Raw genomic sequence first — 23,997 nt, forward strand, 5'->3', positions numbered from 1 at the left:
AAGCGGCGGCATCTCGTCTGCGACCTGACCCGAGCGACGGGCCCCAGCGTTTGCCGGGTGTTTGCCGAGCGCCGGCCCGGCGGGCTGAACGCACCTGAGGGACGTCCCGTACGGAACGGTGGCGGACCCGCACCCCCACGCGGGTCCGCCACCTCACCGGGCTTCGAACGGGAAGGACCTCCGGGTGCCTGTCTTCACACGCTTCAGCGCGTCGCCACAGCCGGGCGACGGCGTACCCGAGGCCGAGGCCGGGACAGAGGTCGGGGAGAGGGAGGAGGGCGAGGGAGAGGCGACAGCGGCGGACACTCCAACCCCGGCCACCTCACGAGCCGCCCTGGGGCACCGCCTCACCCTCCTGCGCACCTGGCGCACCCGCCACCCCCGGGCCGCCCGCACCCTCCACCTGGCCACGACCGCCCTCGCCGCCGCCCTGGTCCTCGGCGCCCTGCTCCTCCCCAACACCCTCCCGGCCCTGACAGCGGCCGGCTTCGCCAGGATCCCGGCCGAGGCGGTCATCGGGGCCGTCGTCGTGCTGGCACTGCCGCGTCGGCCCCGGCTGGTGGCGGCGGTGCTGTACGGGCTCGGCCTGACCGCCCTGACCACGGTGAACCTCCTCGACATGGGGTTCAACGAGTACCTGGGCCGGGGCTTCAACGCCGCGCTCGACTGGGACCTGCTGCCCGACGCCCAGGCGTACGTCGAGGACACGCTCGGCGGGGGCGTCGCGACCGCCGCCGCCGTCGGCGCGGTGCTGCTCGTGCTGCTCGTGGCGGCCGTCATGGTCGCGGCGACGATCCGGCTCGCGCATGTGCTGGCCCGCCACCGGGTGCGGGCGACCAAGGGCGTCCTGATCGCCGGCACCGTCTGGGTCACCTGCTCCGCGCTGGGCCTGACGCTGTTCGGCGGCCCGATCGCCTCCGAGCGCGGAGCCGGGGCCCTCCGGGTGCACACGCAGCGGACGGTGGAATCGCTGCGGGACGAGGCGGCCTTCGTGAAGCAGTCGAAGGCCGACACCTTCGGCAACACCCCGCCCGGCGAACTGCTGCCGGACCTGCGCGGCAAGGACGTGATCTTCACGTTCATCGAGAGCTACGGCCGCAGCGCCGTCGAGGACCCGATCATGGCACCCGGCGTCGGCCGGACCCTCGACACCGGTACCGAGGCCCTGGCGAAGGCCGGCTTCCACGCCCGCAGCGGCTGGCTGACGTCGGCGACGTACGGCGGCAGCAGCTGGCTCGGCCACTCCACGACCATGTCCGGCCTGTGGATCGACAACCAGCGCCGCTACCGCACGGTCAGCGCAGGCGACCACCTCACCCTCACCAAGGCCTTCCAGAAGACCGGCGCCTGGGACACGGTCGGTGTCATGCCGGGCGTGCAGAAGGGCTGGCCGGAGGAGAAGTGGTACGGCCTCGACACGCTCTACGACGCCTTCGACCTGGGCTACCAGGGGCCGAAGTTCAGCTGGTCCACCATGCCCGACCAGTACGCGCTGGAGGCGTTCCAGCGGCAGGTGCACGGAAGGAAGCGGGACAAGCCGCTGATGTCGTTCGTCATCCTGACCTCCAGCCACCAGCCCTGGGCTCCCCTCCCGAAGATGGTCGGCTGGGACGAACTCGGCGACGGCTCGGTCTTCGACGCCATCCAGAAGGCCGGCAACAAGGCGTCGGACGTCATCACGGACACCACCAAGTCCCGCGAGGAGTACGGCAAGTCCATCCAGTACTCGGTCACCAGCCTCACCCAGTGGCTTGAGCGCTACGGCACCGACGACACCGTCCTGGTCTTCCTCGGCGACCACCAGCCCATCGCCCGGGTCAGCGGGAACCGTGCCTCCCGGGACGTGCCGGTGTCGATCGTCGCGAAGGACCCGAAGATCCTGGACAAGGTCGCCGACTGGAACTGGACCCAGGGCCTCAAGCCGGACCGCGACGCGCCCGTGTGGAAGATGGACTCCTTCCGCGACCGCTTCCTGAAGGCGTACGGCTCCACCCCGCACCCCTCCACGGGCTGATCAGCCGCCGGAGGTGTCGAGCTCGGCGTCCTCGCCGACCCCGGCGCAGTCGTAGGGGTCCTTCAGCCAGCCGTCCGGCAGCACCACCCGGTTGTTGCCGGACGTACGGCCCCGGGGGCCGTCGGCGCCGGCGGGCCAGGGCTGGTCGAGGTCGAGCTCGTCCAGGCCTGACCGCAGCTCCTGGAGCGACGAGGTGATCGCGAGGCGCTTGCGCATCTCGGAGCCGACCGCGAAGCCCTTCAGGTACCAGGCGACGTGCTTGCGGAAGTCGATGACCCCGCGCGCCTCGTCCCCGATCCACTCGCCGAGCAGGGTGGCGTGCCGGACCATGACGTCGGCGACCTCGCGCAGGGCGGGGCGGGCGATGTCCCGCGTGCGGCCCTCGAAGGCGGCGACCAGGTCGGCGAACAGCCACGGCCGCCCGAGGCAGCCGCGGCCCACGACCACTCCGTCGCAGCCGGTCTCGCGGACCATCCGCAGGGCGTCCTCGGCCGACCAGATGTCGCCGTTGCCGAGCACCGGGATCTCCGGCACGTGCTCCTTCAGCCGGGCGATGGCCTCCCAGTCCGCGGTGCCGCCGTAGTGCTGGGCGGCGGTGCGGCCGTGCAGGGCGATGGCGGTGACGCCCTCCTCGACGGCGATCCGGCCGGCGTCGAGGTGGGTGATGTGGTCGTCGTCGATGCCCTTGCGCATCTTCATCGTCACGGGCAGCTCGCCGGCTCCGCTGACGGCCTCGCGCAGGATGGCCCGCAGCAGGTGCCGCTTGTACGGCAGCGCGGAGCCGCCGCCCTTGCGGGTGACCTTCGGCACCGGGCAGCCGAAGTTCAGGTCGATGTGGTCGGCGAGGTCCTCCTCCGCGATCATGCGGACGGCCTTGCCTACGGTCGCGGGGTCCACGCCGTACAGCTGGATGGAGCGGGGGCGCTCACTCGCGTCGAAGTGGATGAGCTGCATGGTCTTCTCGTTGCGCTCGACCAGCGCCCTCGTGGTGATCATCTCGCTGACGAACAGGCCCTTGCCGCCGCTGAACTCCCTGCACAGGGTGCGGAAGGGCGCGTTGGTGATCCCGGCCATGGGGGCCAGGACGACGGGCGGCTGGACGGTGTGCGGGCCGATCTGGAGGGGCGTGGACATTCCTCCATTGTGCCGTGCAATGAGATGGCAAAATTCATTAGTTAGCCACACTATCGAAATCGGCGTACGATGACGCCCATGCCCGAGCCCAGTCCCCGCCGCCGCATGCTGGTGCTCGCGATCTGCTGCATGAGCCTGCTGATCGTGAGCCTCGACAACACGGTCCTGAACGTGGCCCTGCCGTCCATGCAGCGGGACCTGCACGCCAGTACGTCGGGCCTGCAGTGGACGATCGACGCGTACACACTGGTCCTGGCCTCGCTGCTGATGCTCGCGGGCTCCACGGCCGACCGGATCGGCCGCAAGCGGGTCTTCATGGCGGGGCTGGTCGTCTTCACCCTCGGCTCGGTGCTGTGCTCCCTGGCGCCGAACCTCGAAGCGCTGGTCGCGTTCCGGATGGTGCAGGCGGTGGGCGGCTCCATGCTGAACCCGGTCGCCATGTCGATCATCACCAACACCTTCACGGACCCGCGCGAGCGGGCCCGGGCGATCGGCGCCTGGGGTGCGGTCGTCGGCATATCGATGGCCGCCGGCCCTCTCGTCGGCGGCCTGCTGGTCGACTCCGTCGGCTGGCGCTCCATCTTCTGGATCAACCTGCCGGTGGGCCTGGCGGCCCTCCTGCTCACCCTGCGCTTCGTGCCCGAGTCCCGCGCACCTCGGGCTCGCCGCCCCGACCCCGTCGGGCAGGTGCTGGTGATCGCGCTGTTCGGCTCGCTCACGTACGCGATCATCGAGGCACCGAGCACCCCGTTGCGTTCCACAGCGCCGTCGGCCGTCGTCGCCCTCGCCGCCCTGGCGGGACTGCTCGCCTACGAGCCGCGCCGCAAGGAACCACTCATCGACCTGCGCTTCTTCCGCTCGGCGCCGTTCAGCGGGGCGACGGTCATCGCGATCAGCGCGTTCGCGGCGCTCGGCGGCTTCCTGTTCCTGTCGACGCTGTACCTGCAGAACGTACGCGGACTGACCGCCCTGGAGGCGGGCCTGTGGATGCTGCCGATGGCGGTCCCGACGTTCCTGTGCGCGCCCCTGGCGGGCCGGCTGGTGGGCTCGCACGGCCCGCGCCTGCCCCTGCTCGTCGCGGGCTTCGCGATGACGGCGAGCGGCACCCTCTTCGCCGCGTTCGAGGCCGAGACCTCGAACGTCACGCTCTTCGCGGGCTACGTCCTGTTCGGCATCGGCTTCGGATTCGTCAACGCGCCCATCACCAACACGGCCGTGTCCGGCATGCCGCGCGCCCAGGCGGGCGTGGCGGCGGCGGTCGCCTCCACGAGCCGGCAACTCGGGCAGACGCTCGGGGTGGCCGTGGTGGGGGCGGTGCTCGCGTCGGGTGTCGGCTCGTCCTCGTACCGGGAGATGTTCGTGTCCGCGGCGCGGCCCGGGTGGTGGATCCTCACCGTGTGCGGGTTCGCGGTGCTGGCGCTGGGGGCGGTGACGAGCGGGCGGTGGGCTCGCGGGACTGCCGAGCGGGTCGCGGAGAGGCTGGAGTCGGCAGAGGTGCGGGATGTGGCGGTGGCAGCGGACCGTTGATTGCCGGTGCCGTGCGCTTCACTGTCCGCCATGGAGCTGACGCAGACCACCGTCGACGACCTGCTCGCCCGGCTCGGGCCCGGGAACGGTTGCTCTCGCTGCTGGGCCCGCGCCCAGCCGCCCGGTACGGCACCCGCGTGGTGACGGCCGACGCCGTCCTCCAGGGGGTGAGTCTGGCTCCGACGGCGCTTTCCGGCCTGGCGGTTCTGGCCGCACGTCGGCTTCGTCGAAGTGCTCCCGGGCTCGACGGTCGCGGTTCGGGGCAGGTGCTGCAACTCCCCGTCAGTCACCGGGTGGTCCGCTCCGAAGTGCCGCCCGCCCGTGCCGGTGCCGGTACCCGTGCCGGCACCGGCTGATGATCACCACCCAGCGGTCGGCGCTGCCCCTCGATGTGGCGACCCTGGGCACAGGGTGCCTGTCCCCGGGCCCCGGGGTGGGCATGGGGACGCCCTGGTCACGACCCTGCCGGTGCAGCTCGGCGGCCTCGTACCGACCGGCCTGTTGAGCCTCCGGCCGCCCCGCGCCGTCGGCAGAGGTGTTTCACGGCCTGATAACTCGCTTCCGGGGAAACCCTGTTGATGTTGGTCTTGCTGCAACACTCCTTGCTGCGAGCAGACCGGAACGCCGGATTTCTCGACGCGGGAGGCGCCATGACGCAGATGGACACGAGCAAGGTAAGCCGGTGGGACCAGCACGGCCGGGAGCACGTGGTGCGGGTGCACCGGACGGGCGTGCAGCGCACGATCCGATGCGACACCTGCGGCTGGCGCAGAAGCGCCCAGTTCCTGCCCTGGCTGAAGGCGGAGGAACACCTGGCGGAGGCCCACCAGGCCACCGTGGATCCGACGGCGGCCAAAGGGACCGGGCGGCCCGGACCCCTGACGCCCCGGGGCACCACGGGGTGCGCGCCCTAGGTGTATTGATCACGAGCGTTGTTGACGCGGGGGGTCATGATGGCCCACCGCTGGTGGTGCTGGGCTCCTCAAGCACGAGGAAGTCGGTGACGAAGGAGGCTACGTCACCGCTTTCGGTACGGCCGACCCACGTCGGGTAGAAGCCGTAGCCACGGCCCGTGGTGAACGCCGCGATCTCCTCTCCGGCCGATCCGACCGCCCTCACGGGAGGCAGACGGAAATCCGCCGCCGCATAGGCGGCCAGCGCCTCGATGAGCCAGTCTTCGTGATCAGCAAGTGCGGAGACAGCAGAGGCATCCACGAAACACACGTCCCCGTGGTCCGTCTCGTAGCCGAAGAGTTCGCGCTCACCGAGGTCCGCGACATCCTGGTCATCGACGAGTGCGAGTTCCCATCCGGCTACGGGGGCATCCGTGACGGACAGCCGGGCGGCAGCCGCCACTCGAGTCGGCTCGCCGCCGTTGTCGAAAGACGCCACCGCCACAGTAACCGGATACCTGCCCGGATGGACTGCGGTGGTGAAGGGACGGGGCGCGAACGGACCGAGGCCCGTGAAGGGGTCACAGACGACGACCTGCCCCGTGGGCAGTGCCAGGTCCACGGACCGACTCAAGGAGACGGTGGCCGGTCGGCCCCCCAGGAGGTTGCAGCGGTACTGATCGGCAAACAGGGCAGTGAAGTCCGAGGGAGTGAGAGGCATGAAGTCGTCCAGGTAGGTGGCGGTGACCGCACTCTAGACCAGGGCCGACGTGATGCATCTGCGCATCCGTCGCACCCTAGGACGCCCGCCGCAGCCCCTGCACCAGCAGGTCGACGACCGCCGTGAAGTCCCCCTCGGCCCCCGGCTCTTCCCACTCCCTGGCGTAACAGGGATCGTGGAAGCGGCCTGTGGCCTGGAAGACCGCGCGGGCCGATGCCTCCGGGTCCGTGGCGGCGAAGTCGCCGGTCTCGACGCCGGCCTGGATGATGCGGGTCAGCTGGGTCTCCAGGTCGGTGATGTGCTCGCCGACCGCTGTGCCGTTCTCGTCGGTGAGGACCATGTAGGTGGCGAACAGCTCCGGGTCATCGCCCGCCTTGCGGCGCTTCGCGGCGAACAGCGCGGCGAGCCAGTCCCGCAGCCGGGCCTCCGGGACGCGGTCGTCCGCGGTTACGATCCCGGACAGCTGCCGGGACGTGCGGTCCAGCCAGCGCTTGGTGACCGCCTCGCGCAGCGCCGCCTTCGTCCGGAAGTGGCGGTAGACGCTGCCGTGGCTGACGCCGAGCGCACGCGCCACGTCCACCACGGTGGCCTTGGCCGGGCCGTGGCGGCGCAGCACCTCCTCGGTGGCCTCGAGGATGCGCTCGGCTGTCAGAGTCTCGCTGGTCGGTGCCATGCCCCTGACCGTACCCAAAGGCCGGTTCAGCTCTCGAGGTGCGCCATCTGGGCCGCCGGGTAGCGGTCGCCGGCGGCGGCACCGGCCGGTACGGCCTCCTCGATCGCGGCCAGGTCGGCCGGCTCCAGCGTCACGTCCAGCGCGCCCAGCGCCTCCGTGAGCCGGTCGCGGCGGCGGGCGCCGATCAAGGGCACGATGTCCTCGCCGCGGGAGAGCACCCAGGCGATGGCGATCTGCGCGACGCTGACACCCTTCTGCTCGGCGATCTTCCGCAGCGCCTCGACGAGGTTCAGGTTGTGCCGGAGGTTGTCGCCCTGGAAGCGCGGCGACATCACCCGGAAGTCGCCCGCGCCGAGCTGCCGGTCCGCGGTGAAGTGGCCGGAGATCAGGCCCCGGGAGAGCACCCCGTACGCCGTGATGCCGATGCCCAGCTCGCGGGTGGTGGGCAGGATCTCGTCCTCGATGCCGCGGGAGATGAGGGAGTACTCGATCTGGAGGTCGGATATGGGTGCCGTGGCCGCCGCCCGGCGGATCGTCCGGGCGCCGACCTCGCTGAGGCCGATGTGCCGTACGTAGCCCTTCTCGACGAGTTCCGCTATCGCGCCGACCGTCTCCTCGATGGGCACGTCCGGGTCGAGGCGGGCGATGCGGTAGACGTCGATGTGGTCGACGCCGAGGCGCTGGAGGGAGTGGGCGGCGAAGTTCTTCACGGCGGCGGGCCGGCCGTCGTAGCCCAGCCAGCTGCCGTCCGGGCCGCGCAGGGCGCCGAACTTCACGCTGACCAGGGCCTGTTCGCGCCGGGCGGCGGGAGCGGCGCGCAGGGCCTCGCCGATCAGCATCTCGTTGTGACCCATGCCGTAGAAGTCGCCGGTGTCGAGCAGGGTGACGCCCGCTTCGAGCGCCGCGTGGAGGGTCGCGAGGGATTCGGCCCGGTCCGCCTCGCCGTACAGCGCGGACATACCCATGCAGCCGAGACCGAGGGCGGAGACCTGGGGGCCGGTGGTTCCGAGGGGGCGGGTGCGCATCGTCATGCCCTCCACCATGTCATGACGGATGACAGATTTCAATATCCGTCAGTTGATACTTGTCAGCCCCTTTCCCGATCCGCGGCTACCGCGCCGTGAACGCCAGCTTCGCCCCCAGCGCCACGAACGACCCCGCGAAGCCCCGCCGCAGCCAGGCCGTCACCCGCGGCCGGCCCACGACATGCCGGCGCACCGACGCGGCCAGCACCCCGTACGCGGCGAAGACCACGAAGGTCGCCAGCATGAAGACCCCGCCGAGTCCCGCCAGCCGCACCACCGCGTGCGGCTCCCCGGGGCTCACGAACTGCGGCAGGAACGCGAAGAAGAAAATCGTCAGCTTCGGGTTGAGGATGTTGATCAGCACCCCGCGCACGATCACCCGCCGCGCCGAAACCTCCGGGGCCGCTCCCCGCTCCTCCACCACGAGCGCCTCCTCGTCCCGCACCGTCGCCCACGCCATGTACAGCAGGTAGGCGACGCCCGCGTACTTCAGCACCTGGAACGCGGTCGCGGTCGCGTGCAGCAGCGCGGCGACGCCGGTGACCGTGGCCAGCAGATGCGGCACGATCCCGAGCGTGCAGCCGACGGCCGCGACGACACTCGCGCGGCGCCCCCGGGAGAGCGCGGCGGCCAGGGTGTAGACGACGCCGGTGCCCGGCGTGGCGACGACGACGAGGGTGGTCAGCAGGAACGCGATGCTCATGCCGTCACCCTGTCGCCGTCCCCGCCCTGGTAACAGGACCAATCGCCCCCGGCGCTACAGGACCAATCCCCCGCACCCCGGAGACCACAAGGGCCCCACCGTTCGACACCCTTCACTCCCGCTCCGACAATGGAAGGGCCGGCGAGCGGTCTCCCCGGCGGCGCCTGCCCGACGGTCGCGCGGAACTCCTGCGCCGCCCGAGGGAGCGCGCCATGACGATCCGTATCGCCACCTTCAACACGGAGAACCTCTTCCGCCGCCCCAAGGTCTTCCGCCTCCCGGGCGACAAGCAGCGCCGCGAGATCCTCGACGACTACACCGAGCTGGTCTCCCTTCTGGAGGAGAAGACCTACGACGACGCCCTCAAGACCCGGGTCGCCGAACTCCTCAAGAAGCACCGGGTGCACGACTCGCGCAAGGACAGGCCGTTCTTCGTCAACGAGACGCGCGGCCAGGGCACGCTGTTCAGGACGAAGGGCAGCGGCGAGCACGTCACCTTCGAGATCGTGGCCAAGGGCCGCTCGGGGTGGACGGGCTGGGTGGAGCTGGTCCGTGACGACCTCGGCTGGGAGGCCGTGCACAACACCGGCCGGGTGATCGCCGAGATCGACGCCGACATCCTGCTCACGGTGGAGGTGGAGGACCGCACGACCCTGCGCCGCTTCAACGAGCAGGTGCTGGGCGCCGGCCTGAAGAAGACGCCGTACCCGTACGACATGGTGATCGACGGCAACGACCCGCGCGGCATCGACGTGGGGATCCTCAGCCGCCACCCGGTCACGTCCATGCGGTCCCACGTGTTCGACCCGGACCCCGACCGCCCGGGCGCGTACCTCTTCAGCCGGGACTGCCCCGAGTACGAGATCCAGATCGGCGGCACGCCGCTGTGGCTGCTGGGCAACCACCTCAAGAGCCAGAGCGGCGACGACCCGGAGCTGCGTGTCGCCCAGGCCCGGCGGGTGGCGTCGATCTACCAGGCCGCCCTGGAGCGTTCCCCGTACGTCGTGGTCGCCGGCGACCTCAACGACGAGCCGTCCAGTGAGGCGATCCGCGCCCTGCTGGGCACGGGCCTGCGGGACGTGATGAGCCACCCGTCCTACCGGGGCGCCCCGGGCACCCACGGCACGGGCAACTCCGAGGGTCAGAAGCTGGACTACGTGATGCTGCCGCCGCCGCTGTGGGAGCAGGTGCAGCACGTGGAGGTCGAACGGCGCGGTGTCTGGGCGCCGTCGACCGTCAAGTCCTTCGACACCGTCACCTCGAAGTGGAACCGCGCCTCGGACCACGCGGCCGTCTACGCCGACCTGGACCTGTGAAGAACGGCGGTGCCGGGCCCCTCCGAGGAGGAACCCGGCACCGTGGCGCGGCGAAAGGCGATCAGCAGCCGATCAGACGGGCCGCCAGGTAGCCCTCGATCTGGTCGAGGGAGACGCGCTCCTGCTTCATCGTGTCGCGCTCGCGGACGGTGACCGCGTTGTCCTCGAGCGTGTCGAAGTCGACGGTCACGCAGAACGGCGTGCCGATCTCGTCCTGACGGCGGTAGCGGCGGCCGATGGCGCCGGCGTCGTCGAACTCGATGTTCCAGTTCTGGCGGAGCGCCTGGGCGAGGCCCTTGGCCTTCGGGGACAGCTCCGGGTTGCGGGACAGCGGCAGCACCGCGACCTTCACCGGGGCGAGGCGCTGGTCGAGGCGCAGCACGGTGCGCTTCTCCATCTTGCCCTTGGCGTTGGGGGCCTCGTCCTCGACGTAGGCGTCCAGGAGGAACGCCAGCATCGCGCGGCCGACACCGGCCGCGGGCTCGATGACGTACGGCGTCCAGCGCTCGCCGGCCTCCTGGTCGAAGTAGGTGAGGTCCTGGCCGGAGGCCTTGGAGTGGGCGCCGAGGTCGTAGTCGGTGCGGTTGGCCACACCTTCCAGCTCGCCCCACTCACTGCCGCCGAACTGGAAGCGGTACTCGATGTCGGCGGTGCGCTTGGAGTAGTGGGAGAGCTTCTCCTTCGGGTGCTCGTACCACCGCATGTTCTCCTCGCGCAGGCCGAGACCGGTGTACCAGCTCCAGCGCTGCTCCATCCAGTACTCCTGCCACTTCTCGTCCTCGCCCGGCTTGACGAAGAACTCCATCTCCATCTGCTCGAACTCGCGGGTCCGGAAGATGAAGTTGCCGGGCGTGATCTCGTTGCGGAAGGACTTGCCCATCTGGGCGATGCCGAACGGCGGCTTGCGGCGCGAGGTGGTCTGCACCTGGGAGAAGTTGGTGAAGATGCCCTGCGCGGTCTCGGGGCGCAGGTAGGCGACGGAGCCGGAGTCCTGCGTCGGGCCGAGGTGGGTGGACAGCAGGCCGGAGAACTGCTTGGGCTCGGTGAACTGGCCCTTGTTGCCGCAGTTGGGGCAGTTGAGGTCCGCGAGCCCGTTCTCCGGGGCGCGGCCCTTCTTCTCCTCGTAGGCCTCCTCCAGGTGGTCCGCGCGGAACCGCTTGTGGCAGGAGGTGCACTCGGTCAGCGGGTCCGTGAAGGTGGCGACATGGCCGGAGGCGACCCAGACCTCGGGGGCCAGGATCACGGACGAGTCGATACCCACCACGTCCTCGCGCGACGTGACCATGTAGCGCCACCACTGGCGCTTGAGGTTCTCCTTGAGCTCGACACCCAGGGGGCCGTAGTCCCAGGCGGCGCGCTGACCGCCGTAGATCTCACTACAGGGGAATACGAAGCCACGGCGCTTGCTCAGGCTGACGATGGTGTCGATCTTGTCGGCGGCCACGGTGCTCTCTTCATTACGACGACGGGCGACGAAGCGAGTTGCTTCCAGCGAATGCTTCAGGTTACCGGCGGGGGCGCCCCCTCAATCAAATCGCTCCCCCCTGGGCGGCCGCCAGACCTCTGCCGTCCGCAGCTCGGACCGTTTGTTGACAACGGTTTCCATATTTGATGAAAATGACTGTCATGAACGTACGACGACGCCTCATACCCGCCGCCCTGGCCTCCGCTCTCGGCCTCGGCGCCCTGACCGCCTGCTCCAGCGACAGCGCGGCCTCGGGCAACACGGACAAGTTCGACGTCGTCGCGTCGTTCTACCCGATGGCGTTCCTCGCCGAGCAGATCGGCGGCGACCACGCGAACGTCACCAGCCTGACCCAGCCCGGCCAGGAGCCGCACGACCTGGAGATCAGCACCAAGCAGCGTGCGCAGCTGGAGGAGGCCGACGCGGCGCTCTACCTCAAGGGCCTCCAGCCCGCCGTCGACGAGGCCGTCGCCCAGACCGGCATCGAGACGAAGATCGACGCGGCCACCCTGACCCACCTCGAGGACCACGGCACCGGCGGCCACGCCCACGAGGGCGAGGAAGACCACTCCGAGGAAGGCCACTCCGAGGAGGAGGAGCACGGCCGCGACCCGCACGTCTGGCTCGACCCGGTGAAGTACGCCGAGATCGCCCAGGGCGTCGGCAAGACCTTCGAGAAGGCCGACCCGGACCACGCGGCCGACTACAGGAAGAACACCGAGGCTCTGGTCACGAAGCTGAGGAGCCTGGACGGCGACTTCGAGAACGGCCTGAAGAACACCAAGACCAAGGTCTTCTTCACCAACCACGCCGCCTTCGGCTACCTCGCCGAGCGTTACGGCCTCACCCAGGAGGCCATCTCCGGTATGAACCCCGAGAGCGAGCCCAGCGGCGCCCGGGTCCGCGAGCTCCAGCAGGAGGCCAAGGCCGACGGCGTCACCACCGTCTTCTACGAGACACTGGTCTCCGACAAGACCGCGAAGACCCTGGCCCGTGACGCGAATCTGAAGACGGACGTCCTCGACCCGCTCGAGGGCATCACCGACAAGTCCCGCGGCGACGACTACTTCCAGGTGATGGAAGCCAACCTCAAGGCCCTGCAGTCGGCCCTGGGAGCCAAGTGACCGACCCATCGGAGGACGGCATGACCGAGCCCGTCGTATCCCTGCGCGGTGTCCGCGCGGACCTGGGCTCGCGCCCCGTCCTGCGCGGCATCGACCTCACGGTTCACCCCGGCGAGGTCGTCGCGCTGCTCGGCGCGAACGGCTCCGGCAAGTCCACGGCCGTGCGCAGCATCATCGGCCAGGTGCAGACCGGCGCCGGCGAGATCGAGCTGTTCGGCACGGACCGCAGGCGGTTCCGTGACTGGCACCGCGTGGGCTACGTCCCGCAGCGCACCACGGCCGCCGGCGGCGTGCCCGCCACGGTGACCGAGGTGGTCTCCTCCGGCCGCCTGTCCCGGGCCCGCTTCGGCGTCCTGCGCAAGGCCGACCGCGAGGCCGTACGGCGCGCCCTGGACCTCGTCGGCATGGCCGACCGGGCCAAGGACTCGGTCGACGCCCTCTCCGGCGGCCAGCACCAGCGTGTGCTGATCGCCCGCGCGCTCGCCTCCGAACCCGAGCTGCTGATCATGGACGAGCCGATGGCCGGCGTCGACCTGGCCAGCCAGGAGGTCCTCGCGCACACGCTCAGGGAACAGGTCTCCCAGGGCACGACCGTGCTGCTCGTGCTGCACGAACTGGGCCCTCTGGAGCCCCTCATCGACCGGGCGGTCGTCCTGCGTGACGGCTGCGTCGTCCACGACGGCCCGCCCCCGAAGGCCGTCGGACAGCACGCCCTCCCCGGCCACGACCACGTACACCCGCACGCACCCGCGGGCGCCGAACCGATCCGCACGGGACTGCTGAGCTGATGGACCTCCTCGACTACGCCTTCATGCAGCGGGCCCTGCTCGCCGCCGTCCTGGTCGGCATCACGGCCCCCGCGGTGGGGATCTACCTGGTCCAGCGCCGTCAGGCCCTGATGGGCGACGGCATCGGCCACGTGGCGATGACCGGCGTCGGCCTCGGCTTCCTGCTGACCTGGTCCCCGGTGTGGATGGCGACCCTGGTCTCCGTCCTCGGCGCGGTCCTCATGGAACTGATCCGCTGGTACGGCAAGACCCGCGGCGACATCGCCCTCGCCATGCTGTTCTACGGCGGCATGGCCGGCGGTGTGATGTTCATCAACCTCGCGCCGACGGGCTCCAACGCCAACCTGACGTCGTACCTCTTCGGCTCCCTGTCGACGGTCTCCGATGCGGACGTCACGGCGATCTGCGTCCTGGCCGCCTTCGTCGTCCTGGTCACCCTCGGCCTGCGACGGCAACTGTTCGCGGTCAGCCAGGACGAGGAATTCGCCCGGGTGACGGGCCTGCCGGTGCGCGTCCTGAACCTGCTGACGGCGATCACCGCGGCCGTCACGGTGACCGTGGCGATGCGCGTGGTCGGGTTGCTGCTGGTCAGCGCGCTGATGGTGGTGCCCGTCGCGGCCGCCCAGCAGATCGGCCGCAGCTTCGCCGCCACGTTCGCCATCGCCGTGGCCATCGGCGTGAGCGTGACGATCGGCGGCACCGTCACCTCGTACTACCAGGACGTGCCGCCCGGCGCGACGATCGTGCTGCTGACCATCGGCGCGTTCGTCCTGCTGACGGCGCTCGCGGCCCCGCTGGCCCGCCGCCGCGCCCGCGCGTCGGCGGGTGCGGACCCGACAGCCGACCCCGCCGAGTGCGCCATCCCGGGCAGCCGGGCTGCGGCCGACGGAGTCGGCGTCTGACCGCCCCCACCCCGGGCTGGCACAATGGCCCGGGCAAGGCAGACGTGAGGAGGCAACGGTGACGACCGCTGGACCGTCCGTTAAGGGCCGCTCCACCAAGCAGCGGGCCGCTGTGGCGGCGGCCCTGCAGGAGGTCGACGAGTTCCGCAGCGCGCAGGAACTGCACGACATGCTCAAGCACAAGGGCGACTCGGTCGGGCTCACCACGGTCTACCGCACCCTGCAGTCCCTCGCCGACGCCGGCGAGGTCGACGTCCTGCGCACCGCCGAGGGCGAGTCCGTCTACCGCCGCTGCTCCACCGACGACCATCACCACCACCTGGTGTGCCGCGGCTGCGGCAAGGCCGTCGAGGTGGAGGGCCCGGCCGTGGAGAAGTGGGCCGAGTCCATCGCCGCCGAGCACGGCTATGTGAACGTGGCCCACACGGTGGAGATCTTCGGCACGTGTGCGGACTGTGCGAAGGCCGCCGGCGGCTGAGCCGGTGTTCCGCACCCCGGGGGTGGGGGTTTCGTTGCCGGCGGCGGGTGCGTGGGGGTTGCTCGCGCAGTTCCCCGCGGCCCTGAGGGACATGGGGCCCGGCTGCCACCGGAAGGGGTGCCGGGCCCTGGCGTCCTACGACTGCTCGCCCTCCATGGCCAGCAGCTCCTCGTTCGGGACGGCCCCGCCGAAGCGCCGGTCCCGCGAGGCGTACTCCAGGCAGGCCCGCCACAGGTCACGCCGGTCGAAGTCCGGCCACAGCACGTCCTGGAAGACCATCTCGGCGTAGGCGCTCTGCCAGAGCAGGTAGTTGGAGGTGCGCTGCTCGCCGCTGGGGCGCAGGAACAGGTCCACGTCGGGCATGTCCGGGTAGTACAAGTACTTCGCGAAGGTCTTCTCGCTGACCTTGGACGGGTCGAGTTTGCCGCTCTTCACGTCCTCGGCCAGCGCCTGCGCCGCGTCCGCGATCTCGGCCCGCCCGCCGTAGTTCATGCAGAAGTACAGCGTGAGCTTGTCGTTACCCTTGGTCTGCTCCTGGGCGACCTGGAGTTCCTTGGCGACCGAGCGCCACAGCTTGGGCATACGGCCCACCCAGCGCACCCGGATGCCCAGCTCGTCGAGCTGGTCGCGGGTCTTGCGGATGAAGTCCCGGTTGAAGTTCATCAGGAAGCGCACCTCGTCCGGCGAGCGCTTCCAGTTCTCGGTGGAGAAGGCGTACAGGGAGATGGCGCCCACGCCCATCTCGATGGCGCCCTGGAGCACGTCCAGCACGCGCTCGGCGCCGACCTTGTGCCCTTCGGTGCGGGGCAGTCCCCGGTCCTTGGCCCAGCGGCCGTTGCCGTCCATGACGATCGCCACATGCTGCGGTACGAACTCCCCGGGGATCTTCGGGGGCCGCGCGCCGGACGGGTGCGGCTCCGGCGTCCTGTACTCCCGGCGCTGGCGCCCCAGGATCCCGCGTACGGCCATGTGTTTCTCGTCTCCTCGTGCTCGCTTGCTTCTGTGCTGCTGCGTTTTCCGCTGCTCGCGCTACTTCTCGACGTAGCGCAGGGAGCGCAGTCCGCGCTCCATGTGCCAGTGCAGATACGCGGACACCAGCCCGCTGCCCTCCCGGACGTAGCGCGCCTCGCACGCGTCCGCGGTCTCCCAGTCTCCCGTAAGCAGGGCGCCGAGGAGTTCCAGTGCCTGGGGCGAGGGTACGACGCTGCCGGGCACGCGGCAGTCCACGCAGACGGATCCGCCCGACGCGACCGAGAAGAACCGGTTGGGGCCGGGCATCCCGCACTTCGCGCAGTCGGTGAAGCTCGGGGCGTACCCGTTGACGGCGAGGGAGCGGAGCAGGAACGCGTCGAGCACGAGATGCGGCGCGTGCTCCCCCCGGGCGAGGGTCCGCAGCCCACCGACCAGCAGCAGGTACTGCTGCACGGCCGGCTCCCCCTCATGGTCGGTGAACCGCTCGGCGGTCTCCAGCATGACGGTTCCGGCCGTGTACCGGGAGTAGTCGCTGACGATCCCGCCGCCGTAGGGCGCGATGGTCTCGCTCTGGGTGCACAGCGGCAGCCCCCGCCCGATCAGCTCGCTCCCCTTCGCGAAGAACTGCACGTCGACATGGGAGAACGGCTCGAGACGCGCACCGAACTTCGACTTCGTCCGGCGCACGCCCCGAGCTACCGCGCGTACCCGTCCGTGACCGCGCGTGAGCAGCGTGATGATCCGGTCCGCCTCACCCAGCTTCTGGGTGCGCAGCACGATGCCGTCGTCGCGGAACAGGCTCATGACGCCATTCTCGCAGGGTCGTCACGTCAAGGGACCTCACCCCTGCTGCGTGCGTTGGCGTACGTGGTCGCCGCGTGCAGCCGCTCGGCCGGGGTGGCGTTCCGGACGGCTCCGGGGTCGACGTCCCATTCCTTCCCGCCCCCGTACGGCCGCAACTGCACGTAGGGCCCCTCATGCCCCATGACGATGCCGATGCGTCCGCTTCGAGTGTCCACGACATACGCGCCGACCGGGGGCTTCATCGCGGCACCGCCGCGAGCCGCCGGGCGGTCCGAACGGAACACCGGCCCAACTCCACGAGCGGACAGGGTGCTTCCCGCGCAAGACTCACCGGGTCAAGGCCCGGTGACGGCAAAGCAATTCCTGCCTTGGCGAGTTCTGCCCGCAATTCCTTCACCGCGTCCTCCGCTTCTTCGGCGCAGAGCGCCGAGTGTCGTGCCTCCACCGTGTTCCCCCTCCTTTTGCGGTTTCACTCTTCGCGTCTTCGAGGTGACGCTCCGCGACTACACTCGGGAGGGCTCTGTGCCCTACAACTGCGGGGCAGCACAAAGGGGTTCGGCAATGGCCAACGGTTCTCGGCAGGCGGCGGCGCTCACACAGGTGAAGCTGGGGTCGCGGGCTTTTGTCTCCGGCGGATACATCGGCCAGTTCGAACAGGACATTCGCAGCCACAGCTGGATGTCGCCCATCGCATCGACGGGGTGCTGCAAACCGACGGTATTTCGAGCGGTTGTGCAGGAAGCTGATTGACGATAAGCGGTATGCGGATTGTTCGCGCAGGCCGCGGTCGGCGGACCGGCCGTCATGGCGGAACAGCAAGCTGGCCGACAGCCCTGTAGTCCTGGTCGGGGCCGCTGCCCGGGGGGGGAGTTCCTACGTCAGAGCGGCCGCTGAGACAATCCGGCCGTGGATGTGCGATGGGCGATGCGCCCGGCCGAGCCGGCAGACGTCGAGCCGCTCGCGGAGGTACGGGCCGTGGTGATGCGCCCGGACCTGGAACGGCTGGGCCGCTACGACGAGTACCGGGTCAGGCAGCGCCTGCGAGACGCCTTCGCCCCGCAGCACACGTCGATCATCGAGACCGACGGCACGTTCGCGGGCGGCGTCGCACTGCGCCCGTCCGAGGACGGCCACTGGCTGGAGCACTTCTACCTCAGTCCGGACGTCCAGGGCCGAGGCCTGGGTTCGGCGGTGCTCCGCACCCTCTTGGCCCGAACCGACGCCGACGGCGAACTCGTACGTCTGAACGTCCTCCAGGGCAGCCCGGCCCGCCGCCTGTACGAACGCCACGGCTTCACGGTGGAAAGCCAGGACCCGGTCGACGTCTTCATGCTGCGGCTGCCGGGCGCCTTCATTCCGTAGGGGGTAAACCCCCTGAACAATCCGGCAGTTGGCCGGATGTGGAGCGTGCCGGAGAGACGTCAGGCTCGTCCCATGAAGCAGATCAAGCGCAACACCTCACTGGTCGCGGCCTCCGCCGTCCTGCTCGGACTCGCCGTCCCGCTGACCGCGTCCGCCGCCCCTGCCGAGCCCCTCAAGTGGACCGCGTGCCAGGGCCCCGACCTTGATCCCAGACAGCAGTGCGCCACCGTCGACGTGCCCATGGACTACTCCGACCCCGACGGCCGGAAGATCCAGATCGCCGTCTCCCGTATCCCCAGCGAGAAGCCCTCCGCCCGCCGTGGCACTCTGTTACTCATCCCCGGCGGCCCCGGCGGGGACAGTCTCTCCGACCCCTCCGGCAAGGGGCAGAGGCTGCCGCAGAAGGTGCGGGACGCCTACGACCTCGTCGGGTTCGCACCGCGCGGGATGGCGCCTTCCACCGCCGTCGACTGCAAGCTGGACCCCGCCGACCTCGGCATGACCAAGCTCCTGCCCTGGCCGGCCCCGGACGGTACCGTCGGCGAGAGCATGGCCACCGCGCGGCGCACCGCCGAGGCCTGCGCCCGTAACGGCGGCGAGCTGATCCGGCACCTCGGCACCGCCAACGAGGCCCGCGACCTCGACCGCGTCCGGGCCGTGCTCGGGGACCGGAAGATCTCCGCGTGGGGCGTCTCGTACGGCACTTACGTCGGCGCCGTCTACAGCCAGCTGTTCCCGCACCGCACCGACCGCATCGTGCTGGACAGCAACAACGACCCCGACCACACCCGCGTGACCCGCAACTGGCTCGCCGCCTTCGAGGTCGGTGTCGAGGACAACTTCCCCGAGTTCGCCAAGTGGGCATCCCGGCCCGGCAATCCGTACCGGGTCGCCCGTACGCCCGCCGAGGTGCGGTCCGGATTCCTGCAGATCGCCGCCCGGCTCGACCGCGCCCCGCTCCCCTGGCCCGGCGCCAACCCCCCGCGGCTGGACGGCAACGCGCTCCGCCAGACCATGCTGTCCAGCCTCTACGACCCCGACGACTACCCGGCCCTGGCCAAGGCCATCCGCGCCGCCCGCAAGGGCACCGTGCCGCCCGCGCCCGAGGCCCCGCCCGAGCCGGTCCTGCAGAACGTCGCCGCGGTCGGTGTCGGCACGATCTGCAACGACGTCGACTGGCCCGACTCGGCGGCGGCGTACCAGAAGGACGTCGACAGGAGCCGCGCCGCGTACCCGCTGACCGCGGGCATGCCGCGCGGGCCGATGGTGTGTGCCGCCTGGCCGTTCGAGCCGAAGGAGCCGGCCGTACGGGTCACCGGCCGCGGACCGTCCAACATCCTGCTCGTGCAGAACGAGCGGGATGTCGCCACCCCGCTCGCGGGAGCCCGGAAACTGCGGCAGGCCCTCGGCGACCGGGCCGTCATGGTCACCGTGAACTCCACCGGCCATGACGCCTATCTCGCCAACGGCAACGCCTGCGGCGACCGGACCGTGTCCCGTTTCCTGGCGACGGGCGAGCGCCCGGGCCGGGACACCTACTGCGGCTAGGTCAGCGCTGGAAGAGGGGTGCCGGGGCCTCCTGGACCGCCCAGCCGTTGCCGTCGGGGTCCTGGAAGAAGAGGAACGAGTTCCAGCTCTCCTCGCCCCGGCCCTCCGCCCAGCCGGACGCGCCCACGTGCAGGACCGGCGTCACCTCGACCCCGCGTTCGACCAGCTCCGCCCTGGCCGTCTCGATGTCCGTGACACAGAGCTGGAGGCCCTGGAGCGAACCGGGGGCCATCCGGGGCTGCCCCGGTGAGTCCGGCATGCCGGACTCCAGCACGATGGAGCAGCGGGAGCCGGGCGGAGTGAGCTGGACGAAGCGGCCGACGCCCTCGAAGAACGACGCGTCGATCTCGGCGCGGAATCCGCACCGGTCCTCGTAGAAGGCCTTGGCCCGGTCCAGGTCGGTGACCGGTACGACGATCACCTCGAGGGTCCATTCCATACGCACACCTCCTCAGCCATGCTCCCCTCGCGACGCGGACCGCGCCCGCCGGCCGTACCGGCGGGCCACCGCGCGGAACGCCCCGGCGTCTCCCCCTCCCCGACGGTGCGGACAACGCCCTGCCGGCGCAGCCCCCGGCCGTGCCGGGCTCCCGTCGCCAGGGCCTCACCCGCCGGTGCCACCGCTCCGGCGACCCCCACCGCCGCCGCCCCGGCCAAGAACTACGCCCGGCTCATCCCCTTTGCCCGCTTGTTCCCGTTGGTCTTCTCCATGCCGGCCACTGTGCCGACGCGGGTGCCGAGTCCGCCGGCGGCCGTCGGTCCACGGCAGCGCGACCAAGGTATGAGGGGCCGAGCCGAAGGAGAGGCTCATCCCTCGCCGAACCGGCGCACATACCGCCGCTGCCACGGCGTCTCCACCGCCCGCCGGTCGTAGTGCCGCCGGACGTACGCCACCGCCTCCTCCGCCGGCACCCCGTCCAGCACCGCCAGGCAGGCCAGGGCCGTGCCCGTGCGGCCGCGGCCGCCGCCGCAGGCGATCTCCACCCGCTCCCCGGCGGCCCGTTCCCGTACGTCGGCCAGCATCGCGCGGGCGGCCGCCCGGTCCGGCGGGAGGCGGAAGTCGGGCCAGCGGATCCAGCCCGACTCCCAGGGGACCCGGGGCGGCTGCCCGCCGAGGAGGTAGACGCCGTAGGAGGGAAGGGGCGCGGCCGGGTCCAGGGGGTGCCGCAGGCCCCGTCCCCGGACCAGCCGGCCGGACGGCAGTGGCAGGACGCCGGCGTCGCTCTCTTTCCACAGCTCACTCACGCCCTCATCATGCTCCGCGTCCGCCCGCCGGGCAGCGGAATCAGCCCGCATCCCGCTGCTCCTGCCCCGCCCGCGCCTCGATCCCCCGGAAGTGCACCGCCATCGCCCGTTGCGCCCCCTCCACGTCGCGGGCGCGCAACGCCGTGCCGAGGTCGATACCCAGGAACGCGTACAGGACCTCGTGGAAGTCCCGGTCGAGTTCGGGGAGGGAGGGGCCCGTGCCGGGCGCGGACTCCCTGCGGGTCACCACGTGCTCCAGCTTGTCCGTTCCGCCTCGGTGGCCGCGCACCGCTTCCGCTGCCACCATCCTGTTCCAGGTGGACGAATCGACCCGCGACCTCGTCCGGCAGAGCGACCCGATGGAGGCTCCATGACTTTCACCCCGCTGACCGGTGTCATCCCGCCCGTCTGCACGCCCCTGACACCGGACGGTGAGGTGGACGTCCCCTCGCTGCTCAGGCTCGTCGACCATCTCGTGGCCGGCGGGGTGCACGGACTGTTCGTGCTCGGCTCGACCTCTGAGGCCGCGTACCTGACGGACCGCCGGCGCAGGCTGGTCGTCGAGTCGGTGACGGGCCATGTGGGCGGGCAGCTCCCGGTTCTGGCGGGGGCGATCGACATGACGACGCCGCGGGTCCTGGACCATGTCGCGTCGGTGACGGCGGCGGGCGCGGACGCGGTCGTCGTCACCGCCCCGTTCTACGCCCGCACCCACCCGGCGGAGATCGCCCGCCACTACCGCGCGGTCGCCGCCGCGAGCCCGGTCCCGGTCATCGCCTACGACCTTCCCGTCGCCGTCCACACGAAGCTGCCGGCCGACGTGGTCCTGGAGCTGGCCGCCGACGGGGTCGTGGCCGGGCTCAAGGACTCCAGCGGCGACCTCGCCGCCTTCCGCCAGGTCGTGACCGGCGCCCGGGAACACCCGGGCATCACCGGCTTCAGCGTGCTGACCGGCTCCGAGCTGATCGTCGACGCGGCCCTCGCGATCGGCGCGGACGGCACGGTGCCCGGCCTCGGCAACGTCGACCCGCACGGCTACGTCCGTCTGGACGGTCTCTGCCGTGCCGGGGACCGGGACGAGGCCCGTGCCGAACAGGAGCGCCTGTGCGCGCTGTTCGGCATGGTGACGGTCGGCGACCCGGCCAGGATGGGCCCGAACTCCTCGGCGATCGGCGCCTTCAAGACCGCGCTGCACCTGCGCGGCGTGATCGACTGCCCGGCGACGGCGGAGCCGCAGATCCCGCTGTCGCCGGACGAGGTGGAGCAGGTCGGGAAGTATCTGGCGGCGGCCGGGCTGCTCCAGCGACGCCGCGGAGATCCATCAGGAGGCCCCTAGGCCGAAAGGGAGCCGGCGGAACTCGGTCGTCCCGCCGTCAGACGCTCCCCGGCGTCACCATCCCCGACTCGTACGCGATGATGACCAGCTGCGCCCGGTCCCGGGCCCCCAGCTTGCCCATGATGCGGCTGACATGGGTCTTGGCGGTGAGGGGGCTGAGGCTCAACGCGTCGGCGATCTCGGTGTTGTTGAGGCCGCGCCCGACCAGCGCGAGCACCTCCCGCTCCCGGCCGGACAGGCACTCGGGCCCGCCGGTCTCCGGTGCGCGGGGGCTGCGCAGGAACCGCTCGATCAGCCGCGCCGTGGGACCTGGCGACAGCAGGGACTCGCCGGCGGCGACCGTGCGGATGGCGTCGAGGAGTTCGGCCGGCCTGGTGTCCTTCACCAGGAACCCGGAGGCACCGGCCCGCAGGGCGTCGACGATGTTCTCGTCGGTGTCGTACGTGGTGAGGACGAGCACCCGTACGCCCGCGAGGTCCTCGTCGGCGGCGATGAGCCGGGTCGCCTCGATGCCGTCCAGGTCGGGCATGCGGATGTCCATCACCACGAGGTCGGCGTGTGCGCCGCGGGCCAGTTCGACGGCCTGCCGGCCGGTGGCGGCCTGGCCGACGACCTCCATGTCCCGGGCCGACTCCACGAGCATCGCGAACGCCTCCCGTACCAGGGTCTGGTCGTCCGCGAGCAGCACTCGGATGGTCATCCGTTCCTCTCCCCCGTCGTGGTCATCGGCAGGACCGCGGTGACCTCGAAGCCGCCCGCGGTACGCGGTCCGGCGTCGAGTGTGCCACCGACGCTGCGGGCCCGCTCCCGCATCCCGACGAGCCCGAATCCCGGGGTGCCGCCCGGGGCCGGTCCGGTGCCGTCGTCGCGGACCGCCAGGTGCAGGACGCCCTGCCGCTCGTCCAGTTCGACGCGGACGGCCGGTTCGGGCCCCGCGTGCCGTACCGCGTTCGTCAGGGCCTCCTGCACGATGCGGTAGGCGGCGGCGCCGACGGCGGGCGGTGCCTGCCGTATCCGTACGGTCTGCTCGACCCGGGCGCCGGCGAGCCGCGCGGTCTCCGCCAGGTCGGGCAGCCCGTCGAGGCCGGGCAGCGGGCCGCGGCCCTCCGGAGGGCCGTCCTCGCGCAGCACCTCCAGGGTCGTACGGAGTTCACCGCGGGCGCTGCGGCAGGTCTCGGCGATGTCGTCGAGGGCCTTGGCGACGGCCTCCCGGTCGAGGCGCTCCGGGTCGGCGGACAGCACATGGGCGGCGACGGAGGTCTGCACGCCGATGAGGGTGATGCTGTGGGCGAGCAGGTCGTGCAGGTCCTGGGCGATCCGCAGCCGCTCCTCGGCGACCCGCCGCCGGGCCTCCTGATCGCGGGTGCGTTCGGCGCGTTCGGCGCGTTCCACGATCGAGGCGACGTACCGGCGGTAGAAGCGCACGTCGACGCCGAGGAACAGCACGGCGACGACCCAGCCGGATGCCTTCAGCAGCCCCAGCGCCTCGTGGGCGCTGATGGTGAGCATCACACCCACCGACAGGGTGATGACGCCGATACCGACCAGGACGGTGCGCAGCGCCCGGCCGGTGACGGCGACGGTGTAGAGGGCGACGTAGGCGGCCAGAGTGGCCGCGGTGTGCGCGTAGCCGAGGAAGTGGTAGGGGAAGACACAGGCCACCACGGTGAGCAGGACGAGCACCGGACGGCGGCGGCGCCACACCAGCGGCACGTGGGAGACGAGCAGCAGGACCCAGCCGAGGGCGTCGGGCCTGCGCCCGTCGTCGACGAGCAGCGCGAGCGCGACGGCGAGCGCGGCCGCCAGAACGGCGAGCAGCGCGTCGTTGCGGAGGGCGTGCGGGGCGGTCAAGGGGTCACGGTTGATCGCGGCCATGTACCGCTCAGCGTGCCGCGACCACGTCGCTGATGGTGTGGTGGGTGCCTGCACGGGCATCATCCTCGGCCAGGAGGGCGCCCCTCCGGGAG

General features: G+C 71.1%; 27 protein-coding genes. 12 read left to right on the forward strand and 15 right to left on the reverse strand.

What is annotated here, in order from left to right; translation table 11 throughout:
- The first annotated feature begins 184 nt into the window (after nt 1-184).
- On the forward strand, nt 185-2,014 hold the full coding sequence (locus ACFU3E_RS27985; RefSeq protein WP_384163942.1) for a sulfatase-like hydrolase/transferase: 1,830 nt from the start codon (nt 185-187) through the stop codon (nt 2,012-2,014).
- Here ACFU3E_RS27985 and dusB read toward each other — a convergent pair whose 3' ends face one another.
- On the reverse strand, nt 2,015-3,148 hold the full coding sequence (gene dusB / locus ACFU3E_RS27990; RefSeq protein ID WP_384163945.1) for a tRNA dihydrouridine synthase DusB: 1,134 nt from the start codon (nt 3,146-3,148) through the stop codon (nt 2,015-2,017).
- A gap of 78 nt (nt 3,149-3,226) precedes the next feature.
- Here dusB and ACFU3E_RS27995 point away from each other — a divergent pair, with 78 nt between their 5' ends.
- Both ACFU3E_RS27995 and ACFU3E_RS28000 read left to right on the forward strand, forming a co-directional pair.
- Nucleotides 3,227-4,675, forward strand: a complete 1,449-nt coding sequence (locus ACFU3E_RS27995; RefSeq protein ID WP_384163948.1) for an MFS transporter — start codon at nt 3,227-3,229, stop codon at nt 4,673-4,675.
- 650 nt (nt 4,676-5,325) lie between these two features.
- On the forward strand, nt 5,326-5,589 hold the full coding sequence (locus ACFU3E_RS28000; protein WP_384163951.1) for a hypothetical protein: 264 nt from the start codon (nt 5,326-5,328) through the stop codon (nt 5,587-5,589).
- Nucleotides 5,590-5,623: 34 nt separating this feature from the next.
- On the opposite strand, the gene ACFU3E_RS28005 is transcribed toward ACFU3E_RS28000, so the two are convergent.
- The 4 genes from ACFU3E_RS28005 to ACFU3E_RS28020 all read right to left on the reverse strand — a co-directional run bounded on the left by ACFU3E_RS28005 (nt 5,624) and on the right by ACFU3E_RS28020 (nt 8,690).
- Nucleotides 5,624-6,190 (reverse strand): DUF4241 domain-containing protein, encoded by a 567-nt coding sequence (locus ACFU3E_RS28005; RefSeq protein WP_384163954.1) that lies wholly within the window; start codon nt 6,188-6,190, stop codon nt 5,624-5,626.
- 175 nt (nt 6,191-6,365) lie between these two features.
- The gene (locus ACFU3E_RS28010) at nt 6,366-6,962 is read right to left on the reverse strand and encodes a TetR family transcriptional regulator (protein ID WP_384163957.1); all 597 of its coding nucleotides are present in this window, start codon (nt 6,960-6,962) and stop codon (nt 6,366-6,368) included.
- 26 nt (nt 6,963-6,988) lie between these two features.
- A complete protein-coding gene (locus ACFU3E_RS28015; RefSeq protein WP_384163960.1) occupies nt 6,989-7,993 on the reverse strand; it encodes an aldo/keto reductase in 1,005 nt (334 codons plus the stop codon).
- 79 nt (nt 7,994-8,072) lie between these two features.
- Nucleotides 8,073-8,690 (reverse strand): LysE family translocator, encoded by a 618-nt coding sequence (locus ACFU3E_RS28020; protein WP_384163963.1) that lies wholly within the window; start codon nt 8,688-8,690, stop codon nt 8,073-8,075.
- 212 nt (nt 8,691-8,902) lie between these two features.
- Here ACFU3E_RS28020 and ACFU3E_RS28025 point away from each other — a divergent pair, with 212 nt between their 5' ends.
- A complete protein-coding gene (locus tag ACFU3E_RS28025) occupies nt 8,903-10,006 on the forward strand; it encodes an endonuclease/exonuclease/phosphatase family protein (RefSeq protein ID WP_384163966.1) in 1,104 nt (367 codons plus the stop codon).
- Nucleotides 10,007-10,067: 61 nt separating this feature from the next.
- On the opposite strand, the gene ACFU3E_RS28030 is transcribed toward ACFU3E_RS28025, so the two are convergent.
- A complete protein-coding gene (locus ACFU3E_RS28030) occupies nt 10,068-11,450 on the reverse strand; it encodes a glycine--tRNA ligase (protein ID WP_384163969.1) in 1,383 nt (460 codons plus the stop codon).
- A gap of 182 nt (nt 11,451-11,632) precedes the next feature.
- On the opposite strand from ACFU3E_RS28030, the gene ACFU3E_RS28035 reads away from it, so the two are divergent.
- Genes ACFU3E_RS28035 through ACFU3E_RS28050 form a run of 4 tightly spaced genes read left to right on the forward strand, consistent with a single transcriptional unit; the run spans nt 11,633 to nt 14,763 of the window.
- A complete protein-coding gene (locus ACFU3E_RS28035; RefSeq protein WP_384163972.1) occupies nt 11,633-12,595 on the forward strand; it encodes a metal ABC transporter substrate-binding protein in 963 nt (320 codons plus the stop codon).
- Between the two features lie 20 nt (nt 12,596-12,615).
- A complete protein-coding gene (locus ACFU3E_RS28040; RefSeq protein WP_384163975.1) occupies nt 12,616-13,383 on the forward strand; it encodes a metal ABC transporter ATP-binding protein in 768 nt (255 codons plus the stop codon).
- Nucleotides 13,383-14,285, forward strand: coding sequence for a metal ABC transporter permease (locus ACFU3E_RS28045; protein ID WP_384163978.1), 903 nt, complete (start codon nt 13,383-13,385; stop codon nt 14,283-14,285). Before ACFU3E_RS28040 ends, ACFU3E_RS28045 begins: the two co-directional genes overlap by 1 nt.
- A gap of 58 nt (nt 14,286-14,343) precedes the next feature.
- Nucleotides 14,344-14,763: a Fur family transcriptional regulator gene (locus ACFU3E_RS28050; RefSeq protein ID WP_384163981.1), complete on the forward strand. Its 420-nt coding sequence runs from the start codon at nt 14,344-14,346 to the stop codon at nt 14,761-14,763.
- Between the two features lie 135 nt (nt 14,764-14,898).
- Here ACFU3E_RS28050 and ACFU3E_RS28055 read toward each other — a convergent pair whose 3' ends face one another.
- Genes ACFU3E_RS28055 through ACFU3E_RS28070 form a run of 4 tightly spaced genes read right to left on the reverse strand, consistent with a single transcriptional unit; the run spans nt 14,899 to nt 16,984 of the window.
- Nucleotides 14,899-15,732: an isoprenyl transferase gene (locus ACFU3E_RS28055; RefSeq protein WP_384163984.1), complete on the reverse strand. Its 834-nt coding sequence runs from the start codon at nt 15,730-15,732 to the stop codon at nt 14,899-14,901.
- A 60-nt stretch (nt 15,733-15,792) separates the two neighbouring features.
- Entirely contained in the window at nt 15,793-16,539 is a 747-nt protein-coding gene (recO, locus tag ACFU3E_RS28060; RefSeq protein ID WP_384163986.1) for a DNA repair protein RecO, read from the reverse strand.
- A gap of 26 nt (nt 16,540-16,565) precedes the next feature.
- Entirely contained in the window at nt 16,566-16,781 is a 216-nt protein-coding gene (locus ACFU3E_RS28065; protein WP_384163989.1) for a hypothetical protein, read from the reverse strand.
- A complete protein-coding gene (locus ACFU3E_RS28070; protein WP_384163992.1) occupies nt 16,778-16,984 on the reverse strand; it encodes a hypothetical protein in 207 nt (68 codons plus the stop codon). Before ACFU3E_RS28070 ends, ACFU3E_RS28065 begins: the two co-directional genes overlap by 4 nt.
- Nucleotides 16,985-17,100: 116 nt before the next feature.
- Between ACFU3E_RS28070 and ACFU3E_RS28075 the strand changes: the two genes are divergently transcribed.
- From ACFU3E_RS28075 to ACFU3E_RS28085, 3 genes are all read left to right on the forward strand, one after another.
- On the forward strand, nt 17,101-17,289 hold the full coding sequence (locus tag ACFU3E_RS28075) for a hypothetical protein (protein WP_384163995.1): 189 nt from the start codon (nt 17,101-17,103) through the stop codon (nt 17,287-17,289).
- A gap of 174 nt (nt 17,290-17,463) precedes the next feature.
- Nucleotides 17,464-17,901 (forward strand): GNAT family N-acetyltransferase, encoded by a 438-nt coding sequence (locus ACFU3E_RS28080; RefSeq protein ID WP_384164091.1) that lies wholly within the window; start codon nt 17,464-17,466, stop codon nt 17,899-17,901.
- 72 nt (nt 17,902-17,973) lie between these two features.
- A complete protein-coding gene (locus ACFU3E_RS28085; protein ID WP_384163998.1) occupies nt 17,974-19,449 on the forward strand; it encodes an alpha/beta hydrolase in 1,476 nt (491 codons plus the stop codon).
- Between the two features lies 1 nt (nt 19,450).
- On the opposite strand, the gene ACFU3E_RS28090 is transcribed toward ACFU3E_RS28085, so the two are convergent.
- From ACFU3E_RS28090 to ACFU3E_RS28100, 3 genes are all read right to left on the reverse strand, one after another.
- Complete coding sequence (locus tag ACFU3E_RS28090; RefSeq protein WP_384164001.1) at nt 19,451-19,888, reverse strand: VOC family protein; 438 nt, start codon at nt 19,886-19,888, stop codon at nt 19,451-19,453.
- A gap of 368 nt (nt 19,889-20,256) precedes the next feature.
- Nucleotides 20,257-20,694, reverse strand: a complete 438-nt coding sequence (locus ACFU3E_RS28095; RefSeq protein WP_384164004.1) for a protein-tyrosine phosphatase family protein — start codon at nt 20,692-20,694, stop codon at nt 20,257-20,259.
- A gap of 40 nt (nt 20,695-20,734) precedes the next feature.
- Nucleotides 20,735-21,001 (reverse strand): hypothetical protein, encoded by a 267-nt coding sequence (locus ACFU3E_RS28100; protein WP_384164007.1) that lies wholly within the window; start codon nt 20,999-21,001, stop codon nt 20,735-20,737.
- A gap of 63 nt (nt 21,002-21,064) precedes the next feature.
- On the opposite strand from ACFU3E_RS28100, the gene ACFU3E_RS28105 reads away from it, so the two are divergent.
- Nucleotides 21,065-22,030 (forward strand): dihydrodipicolinate synthase family protein, encoded by a 966-nt coding sequence (locus tag ACFU3E_RS28105; protein WP_384164010.1) that lies wholly within the window; start codon nt 21,065-21,067, stop codon nt 22,028-22,030.
- Between the two features lie 37 nt (nt 22,031-22,067).
- On the opposite strand, the gene ACFU3E_RS28110 is transcribed toward ACFU3E_RS28105, so the two are convergent.
- A complete protein-coding gene (locus tag ACFU3E_RS28110) occupies nt 22,068-22,730 on the reverse strand; it encodes a response regulator (RefSeq protein WP_384164013.1) in 663 nt (220 codons plus the stop codon).
- On the reverse strand, nt 22,727-23,968 hold the full coding sequence (locus ACFU3E_RS28115) for a sensor histidine kinase (protein WP_384164016.1): 1,242 nt from the start codon (nt 23,966-23,968) through the stop codon (nt 22,727-22,729). The genes ACFU3E_RS28110 and ACFU3E_RS28115 overlap by 4 nt, the downstream gene beginning before the upstream one ends.
- Between the last annotated feature and the right edge of the window lie 29 nt (nt 23,969-23,997).

Origin of the sequence: Streptomyces sp. NPDC057424 (assembly GCF_042803315.1) — a bacterium.
In the GTDB taxonomy this organism is placed as follows: Bacteria; Actinomycetota; Actinomycetes; order Streptomycetales; family Streptomycetaceae; genus Streptomyces.

Bases quoted from the DNA above. Each gene is read 5' to 3' on its own strand.
- dusB (WP_384163945.1), bottom strand. From the start codon at position 3,148: ATGTCCACGCCCCTCCAGATCGGCCCGCACACCGTCCAGCCGCCCGTC.
- ACFU3E_RS27995 (WP_384163948.1), top strand. From the start codon at position 3,227: ATGCCCGAGCCCAGTCCCCGCCGCCGCATGCTGGTGCTCGCGATCTGC.
- ACFU3E_RS28000 (WP_384163951.1), top strand. From the start codon at position 5,326: ATGACGCAGATGGACACGAGCAAGGTAAGCCGGTGGGACCAGCACGGC.
- ACFU3E_RS28010 (WP_384163957.1), bottom strand. From the start codon at position 6,962: ATGGCACCGACCAGCGAGACTCTGACAGCCGAGCGCATCCTCGAGGCC.
- ACFU3E_RS28015 (WP_384163960.1), bottom strand. From the start codon at position 7,993: ATGACGATGCGCACCCGCCCCCTCGGAACCACCGGCCCCCAGGTCTCC.
- ACFU3E_RS28020 (WP_384163963.1), bottom strand. From the start codon at position 8,690: ATGAGCATCGCGTTCCTGCTGACCACCCTCGTCGTCGTCGCCACGCCG.
- ACFU3E_RS28025 (WP_384163966.1), top strand. From the start codon at position 8,903: ATGACGATCCGTATCGCCACCTTCAACACGGAGAACCTCTTCCGCCGC.
- ACFU3E_RS28035 (WP_384163972.1), top strand. From the start codon at position 11,633: ATGAACGTACGACGACGCCTCATACCCGCCGCCCTGGCCTCCGCTCTC.
- ACFU3E_RS28040 (WP_384163975.1), top strand. From the start codon at position 12,616: ATGACCGAGCCCGTCGTATCCCTGCGCGGTGTCCGCGCGGACCTGGGC.
- ACFU3E_RS28045 (WP_384163978.1), top strand. From the start codon at position 13,383: ATGGACCTCCTCGACTACGCCTTCATGCAGCGGGCCCTGCTCGCCGCC.
- ACFU3E_RS28055 (WP_384163984.1), bottom strand. From the start codon at position 15,732: ATGGCCGTACGCGGGATCCTGGGGCGCCAGCGCCGGGAGTACAGGACG.
- recO (WP_384163986.1), bottom strand. From the start codon at position 16,539: ATGAGCCTGTTCCGCGACGACGGCATCGTGCTGCGCACCCAGAAGCTG.
- ACFU3E_RS28065 (WP_384163989.1), bottom strand. From the start codon at position 16,781: ATGAAGCCCCCGGTCGGCGCGTATGTCGTGGACACTCGAAGCGGACGC.
- ACFU3E_RS28075 (WP_384163995.1), top strand. From the start codon at position 17,101: ATGGCCAACGGTTCTCGGCAGGCGGCGGCGCTCACACAGGTGAAGCTG.
- ACFU3E_RS28080 (WP_384164091.1), top strand. From the start codon at position 17,464: ATGCGCCCGGCCGAGCCGGCAGACGTCGAGCCGCTCGCGGAGGTACGG.
- ACFU3E_RS28085 (WP_384163998.1), top strand. From the start codon at position 17,974: ATGAAGCAGATCAAGCGCAACACCTCACTGGTCGCGGCCTCCGCCGTC.
- ACFU3E_RS28090 (WP_384164001.1), bottom strand. From the start codon at position 19,888: ATGGAATGGACCCTCGAGGTGATCGTCGTACCGGTCACCGACCTGGAC.
- ACFU3E_RS28100 (WP_384164007.1), bottom strand. From the start codon at position 21,001: ATGGTGGCAGCGGAAGCGGTGCGCGGCCACCGAGGCGGAACGGACAAG.
- ACFU3E_RS28105 (WP_384164010.1), top strand. From the start codon at position 21,065: ATGACTTTCACCCCGCTGACCGGTGTCATCCCGCCCGTCTGCACGCCC.
- ACFU3E_RS28110 (WP_384164013.1), bottom strand. From the start codon at position 22,730: ATGACCATCCGAGTGCTGCTCGCGGACGACCAGACCCTGGTACGGGAG.
- ACFU3E_RS28115 (WP_384164016.1), bottom strand. From the start codon at position 23,968: ATGATGCCCGTGCAGGCACCCACCACACCATCAGCGACGTGGTCGCGG.